The organism is Trichloromonas sp. (assembly GCF_034006665.1).
Taxonomy (GTDB): domain Bacteria; phylum Desulfobacterota; class Desulfuromonadia; order Desulfuromonadales; family Trichloromonadaceae; genus Trichloromonas.
In genome coordinates this window covers 1-19902 of record NZ_JAVESI010000044.1, presented here as the reverse complement: position 1 = coordinate 19902, position 19902 = coordinate 1, and the positions used below count along the sequence as shown (strand labels likewise).

General features: G+C 60.6%; 14 protein-coding genes. 3 read left to right on the top strand and 11 right to left on the bottom strand.

Going from position 1 to position 19902, the window contains the following annotated elements; genetic code table 11:
• The first annotated feature begins 671 nt into the window (after positions 1 to 671).
• Complete coding sequence (locus tag RBR25_RS14420; protein WP_432820253.1) at positions 672 to 893, top strand: hypothetical protein; 222 nt, start codon at positions 672 to 674, stop codon at positions 891 to 893.
• Positions 894 to 943: 50 nt separating this feature from the next.
• Entirely contained in the window at positions 944 to 1174 is a 231-nt protein-coding gene (locus tag RBR25_RS14415) for a hypothetical protein (protein WP_432820252.1), read from the top strand.
• A gap of 81 nt (positions 1175 to 1255) precedes the next feature.
• On the opposite strand, the gene RBR25_RS14410 is transcribed toward RBR25_RS14415, so the two are convergent.
• From RBR25_RS14410 to gltB, 3 genes are read right to left on the bottom strand one after another with little or no spacing between them, the layout of a single operon-like run.
• Positions 1256 to 2011 carry a hypothetical protein gene (locus tag RBR25_RS14410; protein WP_432820251.1) on the bottom strand — a complete coding sequence of 252 codons (756 nt, stop codon included), beginning with the start codon at positions 2009 to 2011 and terminating at the stop codon, positions 1256 to 1258.
• Positions 2012 to 2056: 45 nt separating this feature from the next.
• The gene (locus RBR25_RS14405) at positions 2057 to 3445 is read right to left on the bottom strand and encodes an FAD-dependent oxidoreductase (protein ID WP_432820250.1); all 1389 of its coding nucleotides are present in this window, start codon (positions 3443 to 3445) and stop codon (positions 2057 to 2059) included.
• Positions 3446 to 3447: 2 nt separating this feature from the next.
• Complete coding sequence (gltB, locus tag RBR25_RS14400) at positions 3448 to 7869, bottom strand: glutamate synthase large subunit (protein WP_432820249.1); 4422 nt, start codon at positions 7867 to 7869, stop codon at positions 3448 to 3450.
• A 286-nt stretch (positions 7870 to 8155) separates the two neighbouring features.
• Here gltB and RBR25_RS14395 point away from each other — a divergent pair, with 286 nt between their 5' ends.
• A complete protein-coding gene (locus RBR25_RS14395; protein ID WP_432820248.1) occupies positions 8156 to 10483 on the top strand; it encodes a methyl-accepting chemotaxis protein in 2328 nt (775 codons plus the stop codon).
• A 98-nt stretch (positions 10484 to 10581) separates the two neighbouring features.
• Here the strand turns inward: RBR25_RS14395 and uvrB are convergent, their stop codons facing one another.
• From uvrB to ispD, 8 genes are all read right to left on the bottom strand, one after another.
• A complete protein-coding gene (gene uvrB, locus RBR25_RS14390) occupies positions 10582 to 12579 on the bottom strand; it encodes an excinuclease ABC subunit UvrB (RefSeq protein WP_432820247.1) in 1998 nt (665 codons plus the stop codon).
• 111 nt (positions 12580 to 12690) lie between these two features.
• Positions 12691 to 13638, bottom strand: coding sequence for a hypothetical protein (locus tag RBR25_RS14385; RefSeq protein ID WP_432820246.1), 948 nt, complete (start codon positions 13636 to 13638; stop codon positions 12691 to 12693).
• 40 nt (positions 13639 to 13678) lie between these two features.
• Complete coding sequence (locus tag RBR25_RS14380; RefSeq protein WP_432820245.1) at positions 13679 to 14302, bottom strand: CsgG/HfaB family protein; 624 nt, start codon at positions 14300 to 14302, stop codon at positions 13679 to 13681.
• Positions 14299 to 14946, bottom strand: a complete 648-nt coding sequence (locus tag RBR25_RS14375) for a hypothetical protein (RefSeq protein ID WP_432820244.1) — start codon at positions 14944 to 14946, stop codon at positions 14299 to 14301. The genes RBR25_RS14380 and RBR25_RS14375 overlap by 4 nt, the downstream gene beginning before the upstream one ends.
• 224 nt (positions 14947 to 15170) lie before the next feature.
• Positions 15171 to 16649 (bottom strand): cysteine--tRNA ligase, encoded by a 1479-nt coding sequence (gene cysS, locus RBR25_RS14370; RefSeq protein ID WP_432820243.1) that lies wholly within the window; start codon positions 16647 to 16649, stop codon positions 15171 to 15173.
• Positions 16650 to 16694: 45 nt separating this feature from the next.
• Complete coding sequence (locus tag RBR25_RS14365; protein ID WP_432820242.1) at positions 16695 to 18383, bottom strand: glutamine--tRNA ligase/YqeY domain fusion protein; 1689 nt, start codon at positions 18381 to 18383, stop codon at positions 16695 to 16697.
• A 61-nt stretch (positions 18384 to 18444) separates the two neighbouring features.
• Positions 18445 to 18939, bottom strand: a complete 495-nt coding sequence (gene ispF, locus RBR25_RS14360; protein ID WP_432820263.1) for a 2-C-methyl-D-erythritol 2,4-cyclodiphosphate synthase — start codon at positions 18937 to 18939, stop codon at positions 18445 to 18447.
• Positions 18939 to 19640, bottom strand: coding sequence for a 2-C-methyl-D-erythritol 4-phosphate cytidylyltransferase (ispD, locus tag RBR25_RS14355; RefSeq protein ID WP_432820241.1), 702 nt, complete (start codon positions 19638 to 19640; stop codon positions 18939 to 18941). Before ispD ends, ispF begins: the two co-directional genes overlap by 1 nt.
• Between the last annotated feature and the right edge of the window lie 262 nt (positions 19641 to 19902).

Here is a 19902-nt window from a genome sequence, read left to right as displayed (position 1 = left end):
TCCGCCAAAAGCCGGAGTTCGCCCACTCCACGAAACCTCCTCCCCCCAAATAATTCCGAAGAAAATCAGCGCATTATCAGATCATTCGCAGTGTAATGGCAAGCCTCGCGTCCATGCGTATTTGTTGGCCCGATTCTGGCAGACAGGGAAACTTAAAACGAAGCACACCAGATCCACCGCATGTTCAAAGACCGGCCCGTCTGCCCTCCGGTTTCTGCAACGTCCGGAGGCCCGATAATCGCGGGGAGGGGGCCAGCGATTATCTATTAACCATGCGGTGGGTCTGGTGTGCCGTTTTTCCCGCCAGGCACATCCCTGCAACCAGAGTTGCGTCAGCCCAACTTCTTCTCGCCAGCCACGGATCAGCGCATCAATCGCCTGTCTGCCCCTGTATAAATTACGCATACCCTTTTTTTCGAAAAAAAAATCCCGTATTTTCAATAACATTTATCCTGCATTCAGATCCTTTCGGGGGATCGGTTAAAATCTTCTCGTATATTTTACCTATACAATTCCCTGCAAAGAACAGCTGCCGGCAAGGACCCTTGGAAATTTTTTATTCAGTATTTTTAGAAGTTTATAGATATGATATGAAGAAAACCAAATTTTGGCACATTCCTCGCTATATTACCGGGAAAAACCTGGACTAATGGCTTTACGAGGAGTATGACATGAAAACCCTGGCTTCCACTCTGCTGACAACCCTGACCACTCTTGCTTCGACGGGCCTGGCCTGGGCCGCCGATCTGCCGGAGAAATCCGGTTTTGGCCTTTTGTCTCTGATCTTCTTTGGCTTCTTCGCCATGATTATTGCCGCGCAGCTGGTTCCCGGGCTGATCCTCTTCCTCACCGGGACCAAAGGACTCTTTCGCAAGCGTGCCACCCATCGCTAATCCGTCTGGACGGACAGCACCCATCCATCTTCTTTCGACAGGAGCACATCATGAAACTCTCGACCCGTATCGCCGCCGCCACCCTGGCTCTTTCCGCTTTCGCCGCTCCGGCCTTTGCCGCCTCGACCCGCACCGACCACAGCGGCATCGTCGTCTGGATCTTCCTCGGCTTCTGCGGCCTGATCGTCGCCGCCCAACTGATCCCCGCCATCCTGGTGATGTTCGGTTTCACCAAAGCGGTCACCACCAAACAGGAAGAAGCCAAGCAGAGCAGCCACTAAACGATTCGCTATAACACGCTTTGAATGCAAAAAGGGCGGCCATGAAGCCGCCCTTTTTGCATGTCCTTCCGTGAATCCCGCCTATCTCAATTCCTGCAAGGCTGCGTTGGCAAACTTGGTGAGCTTCTTGTTCCCCGCAGCCGCCACCTGCTCCAAGGCGGGGGCATATTTTCCGTTGCCCGAAGCCGCCAGCGCCTTGCACAGCCAGGCCATGGTATCCACTGTCAGGTTATCCAGGATTCCGGCCGCCAGCATTCCGCTCAGGGCCGATGCCGCCGCATCATAAACCCCTTCCGCCACCGGGCTGTCGCGAACGATGGTCTTGGCAGCGTCTCGCTTGAGCTCGGCGCTTTCCGCGCCAAGCATGCCGATAAGCCGGTTCTCCGTATCGCTCAGGTCGGCATTCCAACCCGTCGTCGCATTGAGTACCCGGATACGTTCCTGGTGTTCGGCAAAAGAATCAATGCTCTGACGCGCGTATTTTTGCAGTTTCACATTGGGCGCCAAGGTCGCGACCTCTTCCAGCAGCGGCTGATGCCGGGTATCCCCCGAAGCCGCCAAGGCCTTGCACAGCCAAGCCATTTCATCGACGGCATTGGCCTCAACCGCCTCGCCGTAACCCGCTTGCAGCAGCGCCGCGACCTTGTCGTAGAGCACCCCATCAGTCAGCCCCGCCTGAGTGATCCGCTTGGCCGCATCGATGCGGGCGCTGCGGCTGGTCGATTCAAGCCCCTGCTTCAGCGTCGCCACCTCGCCGCTGCGATCCACCTGTCCAAAAGCGACTCCGGCCAACATCAGCAGGATCAACACCCCCCATAGAATCCATTGCCTTTTCATGAACTCCTCCTTTTTGTCATAAACTGTCATGCTGTCATGCGGATCTCATCCGCCCAGAAGTTGCGCCATGATCGCCAGCGCCGCCCGCCGCCCGTCGACGGCGGCGGTGACGGCGAGATGCGCTCCACGCCGGCAGTCGCCCCCGGCGAAAACCTTGGGATGAGAAGTGCGACCGTCGGTTTTGTCAACCTCCAATTGCCGGAAGCTCTTGCGGATATCCGCTGCCTCCAGCCAGGGGTGGTCCTCCACATCAAACCCGAGGGCGAGAATGAGGACATCGGCGAGCACGCAATGCTCCGAACAGGGCACCTCGGTCACCTGGCGCCGACCCTTGGCGTCGGGCTCGGCCAGACAGGTTTCCAGCACCTCCACCCCGGTCAGCCGCCCGTCATCATCAACGATAACGCGCTTGGGTGCACGGTGGAAGAAAAACTCCACCCCCTCCTCGATAGCGTTGTGATACTCCTTGACGCTCCCCGGCATGTTCGCGGCGTCGCGCCGATAGACGCAGGTGACCGTCTCCGCCCCCTCGCGGATCGCCGTGCGCACGCAGTCCATGGCCGTGTCGCCGCCACCGAGCACCACCACCCGTTTGCCGCGCACATCGAAGCGCCGCTCCAGGATCCCCCCCGAAACCCGCCGCTGCACCGCGCCGAGAAATTCCATGGCGAGAAAGACGTTGCCGTGACGTTCATGGGAGAGATGGGGGAGCTTCCCGCCGGTGGCGCCGAGACCGAGAAAGAGCGCGTCGTAACGCTCCAACAGAGTGTCGAAAGCAACGTCGCGACCAATTTCGCAGTTCAGGTGGAGGTGGAGTCCGGCCTCTTGCAGGATGTCGAAGCGCCGCCGCACCAATTCTTTGTCGAGCTTGAAGTTGGGAATGCCGATGGCGAGCAGCCCACCCGGCTCGGCCGCCCGCTCGTACAAATCGACGCCGATCCCGGCGCGCAGCAGGAAATAGGCACAGGACAGCCCGGCCGGGCCGGAACCGATCACCGCCACTCGTTGCGAACGGGTTACGCCGGGAAAAGGGAGCTTCAGCCCGGCGGCGAAACCGAGATCGGCAATGGAAGCCTCGATGGCACCGATACTGATCGCCCCGTAGCCGTCGTTCAGGGTGCAGGCCCCCTCACACAAATGGCTGTGCGGGCAGATGCGCCCGAGAATCTCGGGAAAGGGAGAGGTTTCGTTGGCCAGCCAAAAGGCCTTTTCCAGATCGCGCCCGGCGATGGCCGCCAGCCACTGGGGAATTGGGTTACCGAGCGGACAACCGACGGCGGCGCAGAAGGGATCGCCGCACTGGACGCAGCGCTCGGCCTGGGATGCCGCCTGGGCAATCGAGAAGAACCGGTAAATCTCGTCAAAATTCCGGGTGCGAACGGCGGGATTTTCCTTCGCGGGTTCCTGGCGCTGGGTCGTCGTAAAATTCTGCATAATCAATCCCCCTCTTTCGGATTGAGCGGCGCCTTCATGTCCTTGGGCGTGACCATCCAGAAATAGGCCAGCTCCTCGCGGAAATGATCAAGAATCCACCGCGCTTTGGGGCTGCGGGTGCGGTTGTGATAGCTGAGCAGGATCTTTTTCAGATAGATCTTGCCGTCGCTGTCGTCGTCCACGTCGATGCGTCGCGCCTCGACCAGTTCGCGATTGAGTTTGTCGATGAAATGCTTGGCCCGGTCGTAGACAAAGGCCGCACCGCCGGTCATGCCGGCGCCAAAATTGATGCCGGTCTCGCCGAGAATGACCACCGTACCGCCGGTCATGTATTCGCAGGCGTGGTCGCCGGTCCCTTCGACCACCGCCAACGCCCCCGAGTTGCGCACGGCGAAGCGCTCACCGGCGGTACCGGCGACGAAGAGCTTGCCGCCGGTGGCCCCGTACAGGCAGGTGTTGCCCACGGCCGAGGCCCCTTCCTGGTAGACACCGGGCACGATAATGATGCGCCCACCGTGCATCCCCTTGCCGACGTAGTCATTGCCGACCCCGGTGAGGTGAATGTTCAAACCGTCGACCAGAAAGGCACCGAGAGACTGGCCGGCCACTCCCGTTAGGCGCAGGGTCACGGCGTCGCGGGGGAGGCCGGCGTTGCCGTAATAATGGGCGACCTCGCCACTGAGCAGCGCGCCGAAGCTGCGGTTCACATTGCGTATCGCCCGTTCCACCACCACTTCGACGCGGGGATCGCGGATCGCCGGCTGGACTTCCTTGAGGACGTCTTTCTCGAAGGCGTTGTCGTCGAAAGGGGGATTGGGGCGCCGCCGGCGATCTTCTCCCTCAATACGGCGCAGCACTTGGGAGAAATCGAAGGATGTCGCCTCGGGGTGATCGCCCACGGCGAGCAGATCGCTGCGACCGATGACTTCGTCCAAGCTGCGATAGCCGAGTCGGGCGAGAATCTCCCGCACATCTTCGGCGACGTTGCGCAGGTAGGCAATCAGCTTGTCGACGGTGCCGACGAAATGCTCGCGCAGATTGGCATCCTGGGTCGCTACCCCGACGGTGCAGCGGTTGAGATGGCAGACCCGTAGCATCTTGCAGCCGAGCATCACCAGCAGCGCGGTACCGAAACCATAGGATTCGGCGCCGAGCAGCGCCGCCTTGACCACATCAGCGCCGATCTTGAGGCCACCGTCCGCCTGCAGTTCCACCAATTCCCGGAGGTGATTGGCCTTAAGGCTGTTGTGCGCCTCGGCCAGCCCCAGCTCCCAGGGATTGCCGGCGTGTTTGATCGAAGTCAGCGGCGCGGCGCCGGTCCCCCCCTCGCAGCCGGAGATGACGATGCGGTCGGCATAGCACTTGGCGACCCCGGCAGCGATGGTGCCGACCCCGCCGCAGGAGACCAGCTTGACGCTGATCTTGGCGTGGGGATTGACCTGGCGCAGATCAAAAATGAGCTGGGCCAGATCCTCGATGGAATAGATGTCGTGATGAGGCGGCGGCGAAATCAGGGTCACGCCCGGCAAGGTGTAACGCAGGCCGGCGATCAACGACGACACCTTGTCCCCCGGCAGCTGGCCGCCCTCGCCGGGCTTGGCCCCCTGGGCGATCTTGATCTGAATCTGCTCGGCACTGCGTAGATATTCGGGTGTCACGCCGAAACGGCCCGAGGCGACCTGCTTGATCTTGCTGTTGCAGCTGGTCTTGAGGCGCTCCGGCGCCTCCCCGCCCTCGCCGCTGTTGGAGGCGCCGCCGAGCATGCGCATCGCCTCGGCCAGCGCCTCGTGGGCCTCGGGGGAGATGGAGCCGAGGGACATGGCCGCCGAATCGAAACGGCGGGTAATCGCCGCCACCGGCTCGACCTCGTCCAAGGGCAGTGGCGCCCGGTCGCTCTTCCAGGTGAAAAAATCACGGACGAAGCGTCGTCCCCGGCCGTCGATATACTTGCGAAAATGGAGATAATCCTCGCGCTTGAGACTTTCGGCGAACTGGTGCAGCAGCACCACGGTGCGGGCGCCGAGATCGTGGTATTCACCTTCGGGGTTGTTCTGGTAGAGACTGCCGATCCCCAGGGGATAGATCGGGGTCAGGTAATTTTCGTGGAAAATCGCGCGGTGCCGGCGCGCCAAGCGCGCCTCGATTGCCTCGTAACCGAGCCCCGGCAAATGCAGGGTGCTTCCCGGAAAACAGTCGGCGACCAGTTCGCTGGAGAGGCCAACGATGTCGAAAAGGGCCGCGTTACGGTAACTGGAGACGGTGCTGATCCCCATCTTCGACATGATCTTGAGAATTCCCTTGGTCATGGCGTCGTAGAGATTCTTCAGCGACCGGCGGATCTCCTTGGCCGGCAGCTCCCGGCGCCGGCAAAGCTCATAGCTGGTGGCGTAAAGCAGCCAGGGATAGATGGCGGTCACGCCATAACCGAGCAGGACACAGGCGGCGTGGGCATCGTGGACCTCGCCGGTGACGGCGACCAGGTTGACCCGATGGCGCAGCTTCGCGGCCAGCAGTTGCTGGTTGAGATAGCCGACGGCCATAGCCATGGGGATGATTTTCCGTTTGCCGTCGACAGCGCGATCATCGAGGACCACCACGCGCACCGCCTCGTCCCGCACCGCCGCGAGGACCTCCGCGCCAAGGCACCGCAGCCCCTCGCGCAGGTCGGCGGTGAAGGTGGTGGCGAAAGTTCGATATTTATAGTCCGGCTCGAAGCGGGGCCGGGCCGGATCGCCGAAGGAGAGGAGGGCGTCGAAAATGTCCCGGGAGAGAATCGGCGAAATGCTCTTCAGACGGTGGGCGCGTTCCGGGCCTTCGACCAGGGGATTACCGAGGCAGCCAAAGCCGATGGTGGTCGACATCACCGCCTTTTCACGATAGGGGTCGATGGGTGGATTGGTCACTTGGGCGAAGTTCTGCCGGAAGAAATCGGTGAAATTGCGCGGCGCCTCGGAAAAGGCCGCCGGCGGCGTGTCGTCCCCCATCGAGCCGGTCGGCTCCTTGCCCCCTTCAAGCATCGGGCGTACTACCATTTCGAGGGTCTCGTGGGTAACGTTGAAAAAGCGCTGATAGCGGTCGAGATCGGCCTGGGCGTAATCGCTGAGATCGTCGAACTGATGCTCAATGAACTCCTGCAGATAGAAGGTGCGGTCGGTCAGCCACTCACTGTAGGGCTGGGATTCCATCAGGTAGCGGTCAATGTCGCGGGTGTAAAAGATCCGCCCCTGCTCCAGGTCGGCGGCTATCATCTCGCCACTCTGCAGGCGCCCCCGCTCACGTACCAGATCCGGCGGAATGTCGAGCACCCCGTATTCGCTGGCGATCAGCAACCGATCGTCCCGGGTGATGAGATACTTGGCTGGACGCAGGCCGTTGCGATCGAGGACGCAGCCGACGTAGCGCCCGTCGGTAACGGTCAACGCCGCCGGACCGTCCCAGGGCTCATAGGCCGCCGAGGTGTACTCGTAAAAAGAACGCAGCCGCGAGGGCATGTGCGACACATTGTGGCGCGGCGGCGGAATCAGGCTGCGCACCGCCTTGAAGAAGTCGATGCCGTTGGCGAGCAAAAATTCGAGCATGTTGTCAAGGCTGGCGCTGTCGCTCACCCCCTCTTCGAAGAGGGGGAAGAGCCGTTTCAGCTCGGCGTCGGAAAAAACCGGACTGGTCGCCTCGTTGAACTTGTGACGGGCGTTGAAGCGGTTGGCGTGTAACGAGTTGATTTCGCCGTTGTGGGCCAGGGTCCGCATCGGCTGAGCCAGCCGCCAACGCGGCAAAGTGTTGGTGGAAAAGCGCTGGTGGAAGACGACGAAGGAACTGGCAAAATCCTCCCGTTGCAAATCGGGGTAGAGGGTACGCAAATGGCTCGGCATGACCAGTCCCTTGTAGGCGATGGTCTTGCGGGAAAAGGAGGGAATGTAGAAATCCCGGTCCTCGGCGAGTCGATGTTCAACCTCCTTGCGAGTCAGATAGAGCAGGGCATCGAAGCGCCGGGTAGCGATGAGCGCCGCCGGCACCACGAAGGCCTGGCGAATTTTCGGCAGCATCGCCAGAGCATATTCACCCAGCGCCTCGGTATCGACCGGCACCTCCCGTACCCATAGCAGACGCAGGTCGTTCTTCTCGCAGACTTCCTCAAAGACCGCCAGTTGTCGGGCCGCGTCGGTGAGAAAGAGCATGGCCACGGCAAATTGCTCGGGCAACGAACAGCCGTTCTCGGTCGCCACCCGGCGGAAAAAGGCGGTGGGCAGGGCACAAAGCAGGCCGCAGCCGTCGCCGGTCTTGCCATCGGCGGCCACCGCTCCCCGGTGCATCATGCGCGAGAGGGCGCGAATGGCGTCCTCGACCAGGGCGTGGCTCGGACGATTGCTGGTCTGCGCCAGCACCCCGAAGCCACAGGCATCCTTGAATTCTTCCGCAAAATTCATCGTTTAACCCTTTTCCGCTGATGGCTGACACGACTGCCTCGGCGCAAAAGCCGCCGCGCTGAGGCCCCCCTACATTAAACCTGACTCCAGCCCTTGCCGCAAGCGACCAAACGTTTTAATTTTCTCGAAAAAGCCAGAATACCAGGACATTTTTTCGAACAATTTTGACAACCTCCGCTTTTTGCAACAATGCCTGCGTTAAGTGTTAAACAGAGGGCACAATTATTGCTTAGCAAAATCGTCGGTCAGCAATTCATCACTGCTCAACCTCGACAGAAGGCTTTATATGAAAATCCGTTCGCAGTTTCTCATTCCCATCCTCATCTGCCTGGTCATTTCCTTGACCCTAGGCTATCTCGGCATCAGCTGGACGCTGCAATCCCTGGTTTCCGGGCAGACCCAGGCGTTCGCCACCTATGTCGACGACTCGGCCAAGACCTTGGCGAATGCCAAGATCGAGGAAATCTATAACAACATCGACCGCATCGGCCAGGCGGCCCTGCAGCAGGTCGCCCCCTTTTCGCAACTGCCCGAGGTCATCGAAGCCTATGAGATCGCCCATGCCGGGGACATCGGCGACGAGAATTCGCCGGAAAGTCAGCAGGGCCGGGAAATGTTGCGGGAATTGATCAAACCGGTACTGGCCGGATTCAAGGCGGCGACCGGCAACAGCAACTTCCAGATCCATTTCCATCTGCCCAACGGCCGCAGCCTGGCCCGCGCCTACCAGAACTTCCAGGTCGAGAAAAACGGTCAAAAACTTGACATCTCCGACGACATCAGCAGCTTCCGCGCCACGGTCATGCAGATCAACAGCGGCGACCACAAACCGATCATCGGGTTGGAGGTCGGGCGCGCCGGTTTCGACCTGCGCGGCCTGGCGGCGGTCACCGACGGCGGCGGGCGCCATCTCGGCTCAGTGGAGGTACAATATCCCCTGCGCCGCCTGATGAACGTCTCGCGTACCGCCGACAACCAGTTTTACGCCGTCTACATGAAGAGCGAGCTGCTGAAGGTCGCCAACAAGATGAACGACCCGGTCAAGCATCCGCCGGTTGGCAATGATTTTATCCTGGTCGAGGGAACGGATCGGGCCGTCACCGACCCGCTGGCGAACGTTGAACTGCTGCGCGCCGGGCTGGAAAAAACGGCCTTCGCAGAAAAGGATAAATTTTACCTGGCCAGCTTCCCGCTTAAAGATTTTTCCGGGCAAGTGGTCGGCGCCATGCTCATGGCCCAAGATATCTCGGCCTCCCAGGTCCTGCTCGCAGAAACCGAAGCCGGCGGAGCGGCGAAAATTGTCGAGCTTCGCTGGGAAACCGGCCTCTTCGTGATCATTATGCTGACCGTGATCGGTGCCGTGATCCTGCTCGTCACCCGCCGGGTCACCGGGCCAGTGGTCGAGGCGGCCCGTCTTGCCGAAAAGCTCGCCCAGGGGGACACTTCGGAAACCTTCCCGACCCGTGAATCTATGGCAAACAGCGCCAATGAGGTCGACCAGTTGCAACAGGGCATCAACCGCCTCATTGAGGTGCTTCAGGGACGGGAAACCATCGCCCTGGCCATTGCCCAAGGGGATCTGACCCAGGAGGTGATGCCGATTTCGGAGCGGGACGGACTCGGCAAAGCGCTGAGTACGATGGTGACCAACCTGCGCGACATCATCGGCCGGATCCAGACCGCCGGCGAACAGATCGCGGCGGGGAGCAGCGAAGTCTCCGACGCCAGTCAGTCCCTGTCACAGGGGGCGACAGAATCGGCCGCCTCGCTGGAAGAAATCGGCAGCTCGATGCACGAAATGGGCGCCCAAACCCGGCAGAACGCCGAAAACGCCACCCTCGCCAACCGCCTCTCCAGCCAGGCGCGGCAGGCGGCCAATGAAGGGAACGCGCGCATGGTCGAGATGATCGAGGCGATGGGCGACATCAACGCCTCGAGCCACAACATCTCGAAAATCATCAAAACAATCGATGAAATCGCCTTCCAGACCAACCTGCTCGCTCTGAACGCGGCGGTGGAGGCGGCCCGGGCCGGTCAGCACGGCAAAGGCTTCGCCGTGGTCGCCGAGGAGGTCCGCAATCTCGCGGCGCGCAGCGCCAAGGCGGCCAGGGAAACGGCGGAGCTGATCGAAAGTTCGGTGAAGAAGGTGGAGGACGGGTCGCAGATCGCCGACAAAACTGCCGAAGCCCTCGGCGACATCGTCAACGGCGTCGGCAAGGTCACCGATCTGGTGGCGGAGATCGCCGCCGCTTCCAACGAGCAGGCCCAGGGGATTGCCGAGATCAACACGGCACTGGGACAGATCGACCAGGTCACCCAGCAGAACACCGCCAACGCCGAAGAGAGCGCATCGGCGGCCGAGGAACTCTCCAGCCAGGCGGAACAGTTGCGCGGCATGCTGCGGCGCTTCACTCTGGCCGGTCAGACCGGCACGGCGCCGATCCGCAAGCGCCCGGCGATAAAGACACCGCCCACCCGTCTACCGGCTCCCAAGCCGCCCCAACCCTCCCGCCCCACTGTGAAACCGGTGGCGAGCGACGGCTGGGACAAGCTCGAAGAGGAAGCGCCCAGCCAGGTGATCGCCCTGGACGATTCGGAATTCGGCAAATACTGAGCCGCCCGGTCGGCAATCTGAAACAAAACAGGGGGGATTTTCCGTAACACTGGAAAATCCCCCCTGTTTTTTATTGCCCTCGGCCGTCCCCCATTTTCCTAATCCCGCAACTGCAACTCCCGCTTTTCCAGGGCCAGCATCCGGTCGCGCAGCTCGGCGGCCTTCTCGAAATCGAGGTCGGCGGCAGCGGCGAGCATCTCTTTCCTGATCCGGGTGATCTCCTTTTTCAGCTTCTCGAGGCTGCCGTATTCCGCCGCCTCCTCCACCACCAGGGGCAGCTCCACATAATCCTTCTCGGCGATATCCTCCAGAATACTGCGCAAACTCTTTTTCACCGTCTCCGGAGTGATGCCGTGCTCGGCATTGTAGGCGAGTTGGGTGGCGCGGCGCCGTTCGGTCTCGTCGAGACAGGCGCGCATCGAACGGGTAACGGTATCGGCGTACATGATCACCCGACCATTGACGTTACGGGCGGCGCGGCCGCAGGTCTGGATGAGCGAACGGGCGCTGCGCAGAAAACCTTCCTTGTCGGCATCGAGGATCGCCACCAGCGCCACCTCGGGGATGTCGAGCCCCTCGCGCAACAAGTTGATGCCGATGAGGACGTCGAACTTGCCTTGGCGCAGATCGCGGATGATCTCCATGCGCTCAACGGTATGGATATCCGAATGGAGGTAGCGCACCTTGATGCCGAGTTCCTGCAGGTAGCCGGTGAGATCCTCGGACATGCGCTTGGTCAAGGTGGTGACCAGTACCCGCTCCTGCTTTTCGACCGCCAAACGGATTTCGTGAATGAGATCGTCGACCTGCTCCGTCGCCGGGCGCACCTCGATCGGTGGATCAACCAGGCCGGTAGGGCGAACGATCTGCTCAACCACCACCCCGTCGGCCTTTTGCAGTTCGTAGTCGGCCGGGGTCGCCGAGACATAGACGGTCTGAATCCCCTTGGCCTCGAACTCCTCGAAGGTCAGCGGCCGGTTGTCCAGCGCCGACGGCAGACGGAAGCCGTAGTTGACCAGGGTCTCCTTGCGGCTACGGTCGCCGCGATACATGGCGCCGACCTGGGAGACGGAGACGTGGCTTTCGTCGATAAAAAGCAGGGCGTCGTCGGGAAAGTAGTCGAAAAGGGTCGCCGGCGGCGAACCGGCGGGGCGGCCGTCGAGAAGGCGCGAATAGTTCTCGATCCCCTGGCAGTAACCCATCTCCTCCATCATCTCGATATCGAAGAGGGTGCGTTGCTCGATGCGCTGGGCCTCCAGCAGCTGGTTGTTGGCACGAAAGTGCTGGATGCGTTCGAGCAGTTCGTCCTGAATCTCCTTGATCGCCCGCTCCAGGGTCGGCCGTGTCGCCACATAGTGGCTGGCGGGAAAGATAGTGGTCTTGCCGATGCGATCGATGACCTTGCCGCGAATCGGGTCGATCTCACTCACCGCCTCGATCTCATCGCCGAAAAACTCGACGCGGATCGCCCGGTTTTCCTCGTAGGCGGGGAAGATCTCCACCGTGTCCCCCCGCACCCGGAAGGTGCCGCGATGGAAATCGACGTCGTTGCGCTGGTACTGGATCTCCACCAGGCGCTTGAGCAGATCGTTGCGGGGGAGATCCTGCCCTTCCGCTAGGGCGACAAGCATACCGAAGTAGGCTTCCGGCGAGCCGAGGCCGTAGATGCAGGAGACCGAGGCGACGATCAGCACGTCCCGCCGGGACAGCAGGCTACGGGTGGCACTGTGGCGCAGCTTGTCGATCTCCTCATTGATCGCCGAGTCTTTTTCGATGTAGGTGTCGGTGGAGGGGACGTAGGCTTCGGGCTGGTAGTAGTCGTAATAACTGACAAAATATTCGACGGCGTTGTCGGGAAAGAGCTCCTTGAACTCGCCGTAAAGCTGGGCGGCCAGGGTCTTGTTGTGGGCCAGAACCAGCGTCGGCCGCTGCACGGCAGCGACGACGTTGGCCATGGTGAAGGTCTTGCCGCTACCGGTGACGCCGAGCAGCACCTGATGCTTATCACCCCGCTCGATGCCCTCGACCAGTTCCTTGATGGCCCGGGGCTGATCGCCACGCGGCTGATAGTCGGATTTGAGGAGGAATTGGGCCATATCGGCGATTTTCCGCCGAGGGCGCCCTTGCCGTCAATAAAAAAGGCGGCCCGGAAGCCGCCTTTTCATCTCTAAGGGGATACCTCGTCAGGGGCATCCCCCTGATCTTTTCTAGAACTGCCAGCTCGAACCGAGGTAGACCATGTCCGAATCGTAGTCTTCGAGATCGGCCACTTTGCGGTAACCTACATTCATACCCCAGGTTTCGGTGAAATTGGCCCGGTATTCGGTGCCGATTTCGAAGTATTCATCATCCACCAAGTCAACTTCATAATCGGTGAAATCGTAATTCCAAGTACCGAAGAGATTGATTACCTGATTATCCGTAATGCGAACCCCGATATTTGCACCGGTCTTGACCAAGTGCTGATCATCATCCTCGATATCGAGATCAACCTGATTATATTGATAGGAGCCACCAACACCTATTTCGAAAATTTCTTGGCTGTAACGGACCCCCAAGCTAAGACCACCACCATAGGTATTGATATCCTCAGCTTCTGAAAGACGCAAATCGGTGAACAGATAGTTGGCATTCGCTGTCAAAGTAGCTTCCAAGCTATCAGTCAACCCCAAATGATACTGACCATAGAGGATGGGGCCAAGACGGTTGGCGCGATAAGAATCGAAATCCAGATAATCATAAGGAAGAATCACTCCCACAGTAAAATTATCTTCGTCATAAGCCAACCCGAGGCTAAACCCAGTAATCAGACCATTTTCATCACCGGCCTTTTCTACCCATTCCCCGCGCAGTGCGCCGCCAAAAGTACGGACTCCACCTGCTGCCGCCAGGCGATTTTGCTCGGCGGTTGTTTTCATGGTCGGAACGACCAATTCCGAAAAAACCAGTCGTGAAGAAGTTGCAGCAGAAGAGGTCGTTTCGATAAAGCTCTCCGATGACGATTCCCCATGATGACTGTCAAATTCTCCGTAATACCCATCCTGTCCAGGTGAAGCCCAATCCTGTCCAGTTGCGGCATTCGCCAGCCCCCAACAGCAGAACAATAAGCCGACCATGAGCAAAATTACTGTTTTGTTGTTCCTTTGTTTCTCCATAAAGCCTCCTTGGTTTGAGTTCATTCCTTAACAGCCCATTCTATTTCAGCCGTCGGATCAGTCCGGCCACAGCCTCGCGGATGGCGCCTTCCGACGCTTCGCCGACATCGCCGCCGCGCCCCGTGCCGCTGCCGGGGACGTATTCGAGGGTTTCCACATCGACACAACGCACTTGTACGCCCATACGGGTGTTGAAATCCTTACGTGAGGAGAAGCCCGCGACCTGCTCCCCTCCCTGGGCGAAATCGTAGACCTCGCCGTAAATGACCTTCTGCGCCCCGAGCAACTTGCCCATCTCCACCGCCGTGCCCTGATCGACCATGCCGGCCATGCTCAGCCACTGGCGATCGAGGACATCCTTGACCACCTCGGGCTTTTCCTCGACAAAGCGGAAGCGGTTGGTGTCGTAGAGGGTTTCGATGACCCGGTTGTGGATGCCGAGGCCAACATCTTTGGCCAGCAGATGGGGATAGGCTTTCGCGGCCCGCGCGGAAAGACCGAGAGGGAGAACGGCGACCACGGTCTTGGGCCCGTCATAGGCGGGAAAGCTCGCCAAATCGGGAGTCGGCCTGACCGGTTTTTTTTCTTCCACATAGGTCGTCGCGCAGCCGGACAAAAGTCCACAGAACAGGATCGCCAGCAGCCATAAAACCAGTCGCCTCATTGTCCCTCCTCCATTTGCCTCATGAGCCCGGCCACCGCCTGGGAAACGGCTTCCTGGGTCGCCTGGCCGACGCTGGTCTGATCGAAATGGACCTGATCTTCACGAATCTGAAAGAGCACGCCGCGCGCCTTGGTCGTGCCGCTGCCGCTCCCTGATCCTCTTACGGGCGGCTTCTCCCCTTCCCGCACGGAGACTTCCACGGTCAGTTCCACTTTGACCTTGCCGCTGGAAAAGGGCCCGGCAAAGCCCCGGAAGCGGGATTTATCGAAGCTCACGATCCGCGCTGTGGCCACGGCGTCGCAGCCCAGATCGGCACGATCGACCGGTTCCACCGCCGGATCGGGAGCGTTCGCGGATCGAGCCAACAGTTCCTGAATCCTCCCGGAAATCTCCGCGTTGTCTTCCACCGGCACATAGCGTCCGGTGTCGTAGAGTTCCTGCGCCACCAGATGGGCAATCCCCTGGGCGATGAGCAGTTTGCCGAATTCAGGCTCGTCGGTGGCGTTACTGACACCGACGACAGCCAGACGCAAGAGTTCGGCCTGACCAAGAGCCGGGAACAGAAAAAGGAGCGCGAAACAAAGAATGAAGAAGACTGAAGAACGATGGGAGGGCTTGCCGGCGGCGAACAAAGAATGCGGCATAGGCGGATATCTTTTCGCGAAGGAAAAAGGTTAGGAAGGAGAAGGCTGCGGGCAGCCCCAGCGAAACGGCATGATTAAATGTATACAATAGAACGCTTTTTACTGTCAACCACCCAAAACCCGGCATTCAGCCGGGTTTTGGGTTTCATCGGAAGCCGTCAAAGCCGCGAGACAATGGCAGCAACGCAGCAGCTGGCGAGTTTTTGCGACGCCATCATCAGAAGCTACTTCAGCTTCCAGGTCGTGCCCTCCTTGGAATCAAGGAGCATGATCCCTTGCGCATCGAGCTCGTCACGAATCTGGTCGGCGCGAGCAAAATCGCGGTTGGCCCGCGCCTGCCTGCGTTCGGCGATCAGCGCCTCGATCCTCTCGGGACTCAGCCCGCCCTCTTTGAGTCCAGCACTTTTCTGCTTTTCCAGCCAGACGTCGGGGGCCGAGCCAAAGAGGCCGAGGACGCCGCCAAGACGGCGCAATTGCTCGCGCCCTTGCCGTAATCCGTTCAGCAATACCGGGTTTTGATGTAGGGATTTTTCCGCGACGATGCGGTTCATCCCCCGCACCAGGTCGAAGAGATGGCCGATGGCCAAGGCGGTATTGAAATCGTCGTCCATCGCTTCGCGGAAGCGTTCCTCCACCCTGGCGACACGGTCGAGAATTTCGCTCAGCTCCGGCGGCAATTCACCGGCGGAAGTCCCCGGCGTTATCTGGGCGGCCAGGGTTTCGTCGGCGGCCTTAAGCGCTTCATAGAAACGACTCAGGCCGGCCTTGGCGTCCTCCAGGTTCTGGTCGGAGAAATCGATGGGCGAGCGGTAATGGGCGGAGAGGATGAAGAAACGCACGACCTCGGCATCGTACTTTTGCAGGATGTCACGGATGGTGAAGAAATTGCCCAGCGACTTGCTCATCTTCTCCTGGTTGACGTTGACGAAGCCGTTGTGCAGCCAGTACTTGACGAAGGGTTTGCCGCTCGCCCCCTCGCTCTGGGCAATTTCGTTCTCGTGGTGGGGAAAAATCAGATCCTTGCCGCCGCCGTGAATATCGAAGGATTCGCCGAGGTACTGCATGCTCATCGCCGAGCACTCGATGTGCCAGCCGGGACGCCCCGGTCCCCAGGGGGAATCCCAGGCGGGTTCCCCGGGCTTGGCCGCCTTCCACAAAGCGAAATCCATGGGATTGCGCTTCTGCTCGCCGGGGGTGATACGGGCGCCGGCACGCATCTCATCGAGGTTACGCTTGGAGAGCTTGAGGTAGCCGGGGAATTTCTCCACGGAAAAATAGACGTCGCCGCCGGAAGAATAAGCCATCCCCCGTTCGATGAGGCGCTCAACGATAGCAATGATCTGGGGGATGTGTTCGGTCGCCTTGGGCTGGTAGGTCGGCAGGTCGAGACCGAGAGCGGCCATGTCCTCGTCGAAGGCACGGATGAACTCCTCGGCCAAGGTCCGGCTGTCAATCCCCCGCTCCTTGGCCCGACTGATGATCTTGTCGTCGACGTCGGTGTAGTTACGGACGTAGTTCACCTCGTAACCGGAAAACTTCAGGTAGCGGTAGACGATATCGAAGACGATGTTGGCCCGGGCATGGCCGATGTGGCAGTAGTCGTAAACGGTGACGCCGCAGACGTACATGCCGACCTTGCCGGGAACCAGCGGCCGGAACTCCTCCTTGCCGCCGCTAAGGGTATTGTAGACGCGCAGAGCCATGAAGCACCTTTCCTTCGCAGTGAGACGGTGGGGGACCGTAATGGGTCAGTTCTGCCCGGTTTTCGCCCAGGAATCGCGCAGGGTCGTGATCTGGTTGAAGACCGGAGCCTCGGCCGTCGAATCGATAGCATCGAGGCAATAATAGCCGAGACGCTCGAACTGGTAGCGCTCCGCGGCACCGGCTTGGGCCAGTGCCGGTTCCAGACGGCAACCCCGGAGAATCTCCAGGGAGTTCGGGTTGAGCAGGTCGCGGTAACTGCCGCCGGCTTTGGCGGCATCGGGGTTGGCGGCGGTGAAGAGCCGCTCGTAAATGCGCACCTCGGCGGCCACGGCATGGCGGGCGGAAACCCAGTGGATCGTCCCCTTGACCTTGCGCCCGTCGGGGGCGCTGCCGCCCCGACTTTGCGGATCGTAGCTGCAGCGCAGCTCGACAATCTCACCGCCGGCCGGATCGCGCACCACCGCTTCGCATTTGATAAAATAGGCGCAGCGCAGCCGCACCTCCTGTCCCGGAGCGAGGCGGAAAAATTTCTTCGGCGGCTCCTCCATGAAATCGTCGCGCTCGATGTAGAGCTCGCGGCAGAAAGGCACCTTGCGGCTGCCGAACTCGGGCTTCTGCGGATGATTGGAGGCGTCGAACTCCTCCACCTGGTCTTCCGGATAGTTTTCGATCACCACCTTCAAGGGCCGCAATACCGCCATGGCCCGGGGCGCCGTCTCGTTCAGCTCCTCGCGGACACAATCCTCCAGTACCGACAAATCGATCCAGCTGTCGCTCTTGCCGACTCCGATGCGCTCGCAGAAAGTCCGAATCGCCGTCGGCGGGTAGCCGCGGCGGCGCATCCCCACCAGGGTCGGCATGCGCGGATCGTCCCAGCCCGCGACATCCCCCCGTTTGACCAGTTCGAGCAGCTTGCGCTTGCTCATCACCGTGTAACTGAGATTGAGCCGGGCGAACTCGATCTGCCGGGGATGGGGCAGACTCGGCAACTGGTCGAGAAACCAGTCGTAGAGAGGACGATGATCCTCGAATTCGAGGGTGCAGATGGAATGGGTAATCCCCTCGACAGCGTCAGAGAGGGGATGGGCGAAGTCGTACATGGGATAAATGCACCAGGCGTCGCCGGTACGGTAGTGAGCAGCGCGCTGGATGCGGTAGATCACAGGATCGCGCAGATTGATATTGGCCGCCGCCATGTCGATCTTGGCCCGCAGGGTATGGGCGCCATCCTCGAACTCCCCAGCGCGCATGCGGGCGAAAAGATCGAGATTCTCTTCGACCGAGCGGCCACGGTAAGGACTCTCCCGGCCCGACTCAGTGAGGGTGCCGCGCTGCGCCCTCACTTCTTCGGCAGTCAAGCTGTCGACGTAGGCCTTGCCGACGCGGATCAGTTCGACGGCGAACTGGTAGAGCCGCTCGTAGTAGTCGGAGGCATAGTAGAGATGTCCGCCCCAGTCGAAGCCGAGCCAGCGCACCGCATCCATGATCGCCTCGGCGTATTCGACGCTCTCCTTCTCGGGGTTGGTGTCGTCCATGCGCAGATGGCAGCGCCCGTCGAAATCGGCAGCCAGACCGAAATTGAGGCAGATCGCTTTGGCGTGGCCGATGTGCAGATAGCCGTTGGGCTCGGGCGGAAAGCGGGTAACCACCCGGCCGTCGTTCTTGCCGGCGGCGAGATCGTCGCTGATGATGTTACGGATGAAGCTGGGAACGGGGGGCGCGGTCGTGGTCATGAATGAGCATCCGTCAGGGCAAAGTAGAAATTCGAAAAAAAGGGCTCAAAAAAAGCGGCGGTCAGAAGATATCTTCGACACCGTCGTCCCACTGCAGCAGCACGACGGCGTGGGCGGAGATCCCCTCGCCGCGCCCTTCGAACCCAAGCTGTTCGGTGGTGGTGGCCTTGACATTGATGCGCTCGGGATCAACATCGCAGGTCGCAGCAATGCTCTCTACCATCCGCGGTATATAGGGGGCTAACTTGGGGCGCTGAGCGATGACGGTGGCGTCGAGGTTGCCGATGGCGTAGCCCCGCTCACGGGCGAGAACCATCACCTGGGCGAGGAGTTTAAGGCTGGAGATGCCCCGATAGGCGGGATCGCTGTCGGGGAAGTGCTTGCCGATGTCGCCGGCGCCAAGAGCGCCGAGGATGGCATCGCAGATGGCGTGAACCAGCACATCGGCATCGGAATGACCGAGAAGGCCCAAGCTGTGAGGAATCTCGACACCCCCGAGAACCAGTTTACGCTCCGCCACTAGGCGGTGCACATCAAAACCGTGACCGATGCGCATCATGTCGCCGTCCTTTCGGAACTCGCCAGAAAAGCCCGGGCCAGCAGCAAATCCTCGGGCGTGGTGATCTTGATGTTGCGATAATCCCCCGCGACCATCGCCACCGGCCGACCAAGCCGCTCTACCAACGAGGCATCGTCGGTGCCGACCCAGCCTTCGGCCAGGGCCCGTTCATGGGCGTCGCGGATCAGGCCATAACGAAAGGCCTGCGGGGTCTGGGCCTGCCAGAGCCGGCGCCGTTCCGGAGTGCCCCGGACCAGTCCGCCGTCGACCTCCTTGATGGTATCCTTGACCGGCACGCCCACGACACAGGCCCCGATGCGGCAAGCCGCATCAATCGCCCTGTCGATGCAGGCGGGCGGGCATAGGGGGCGTACGCCGTCGTGAATCAGCACGATATCTTCCGCCTCGGCGGCGCAGGCACGCAGACCGTTGCGCACCGAATCCTGGCGTTCGGCGCCGCCGGCAACCAGGCCGAGCACTTTGGCGAAGCCATACCGCTCGATTACTTCTTGGCGACAAAAAGGGATTTCATCCTCCGGCGAAACGACATAGATGCCGTCCACCCGGGGATGCCCCTCGAAAAGAGCCAGGGTGTGGGCCAGTATCGGCCGGTCGGCGAGAGCCAGATACTGTTTGTTGAGAGAAGCCCCCATACGCCGTCCTAAACCTGCGGCCGGAAGCAGGGCATAGACTTTCATGAAACCCCTTCTCCGATTTCGAAACAGTCGTCCCGCCCCGCGCCGAAGCCGGGGCGGGACCGTGTTATACCACCACGCGCGGCGAAAGTCATGGGCAAAGCCACGAGGGAAACGATGTAAAGGGGATGGAATGAAGAATCGGGTAGGAGGCGGGGTTGCCCCCGCCGTCCTCCCACACCACCGTGCGTACGGTTCCGTACACGGCGGTTCCTGATTTGCTTCTGCATTATCAACCAACAATGCCTGTCGTCCTATAAGCGCC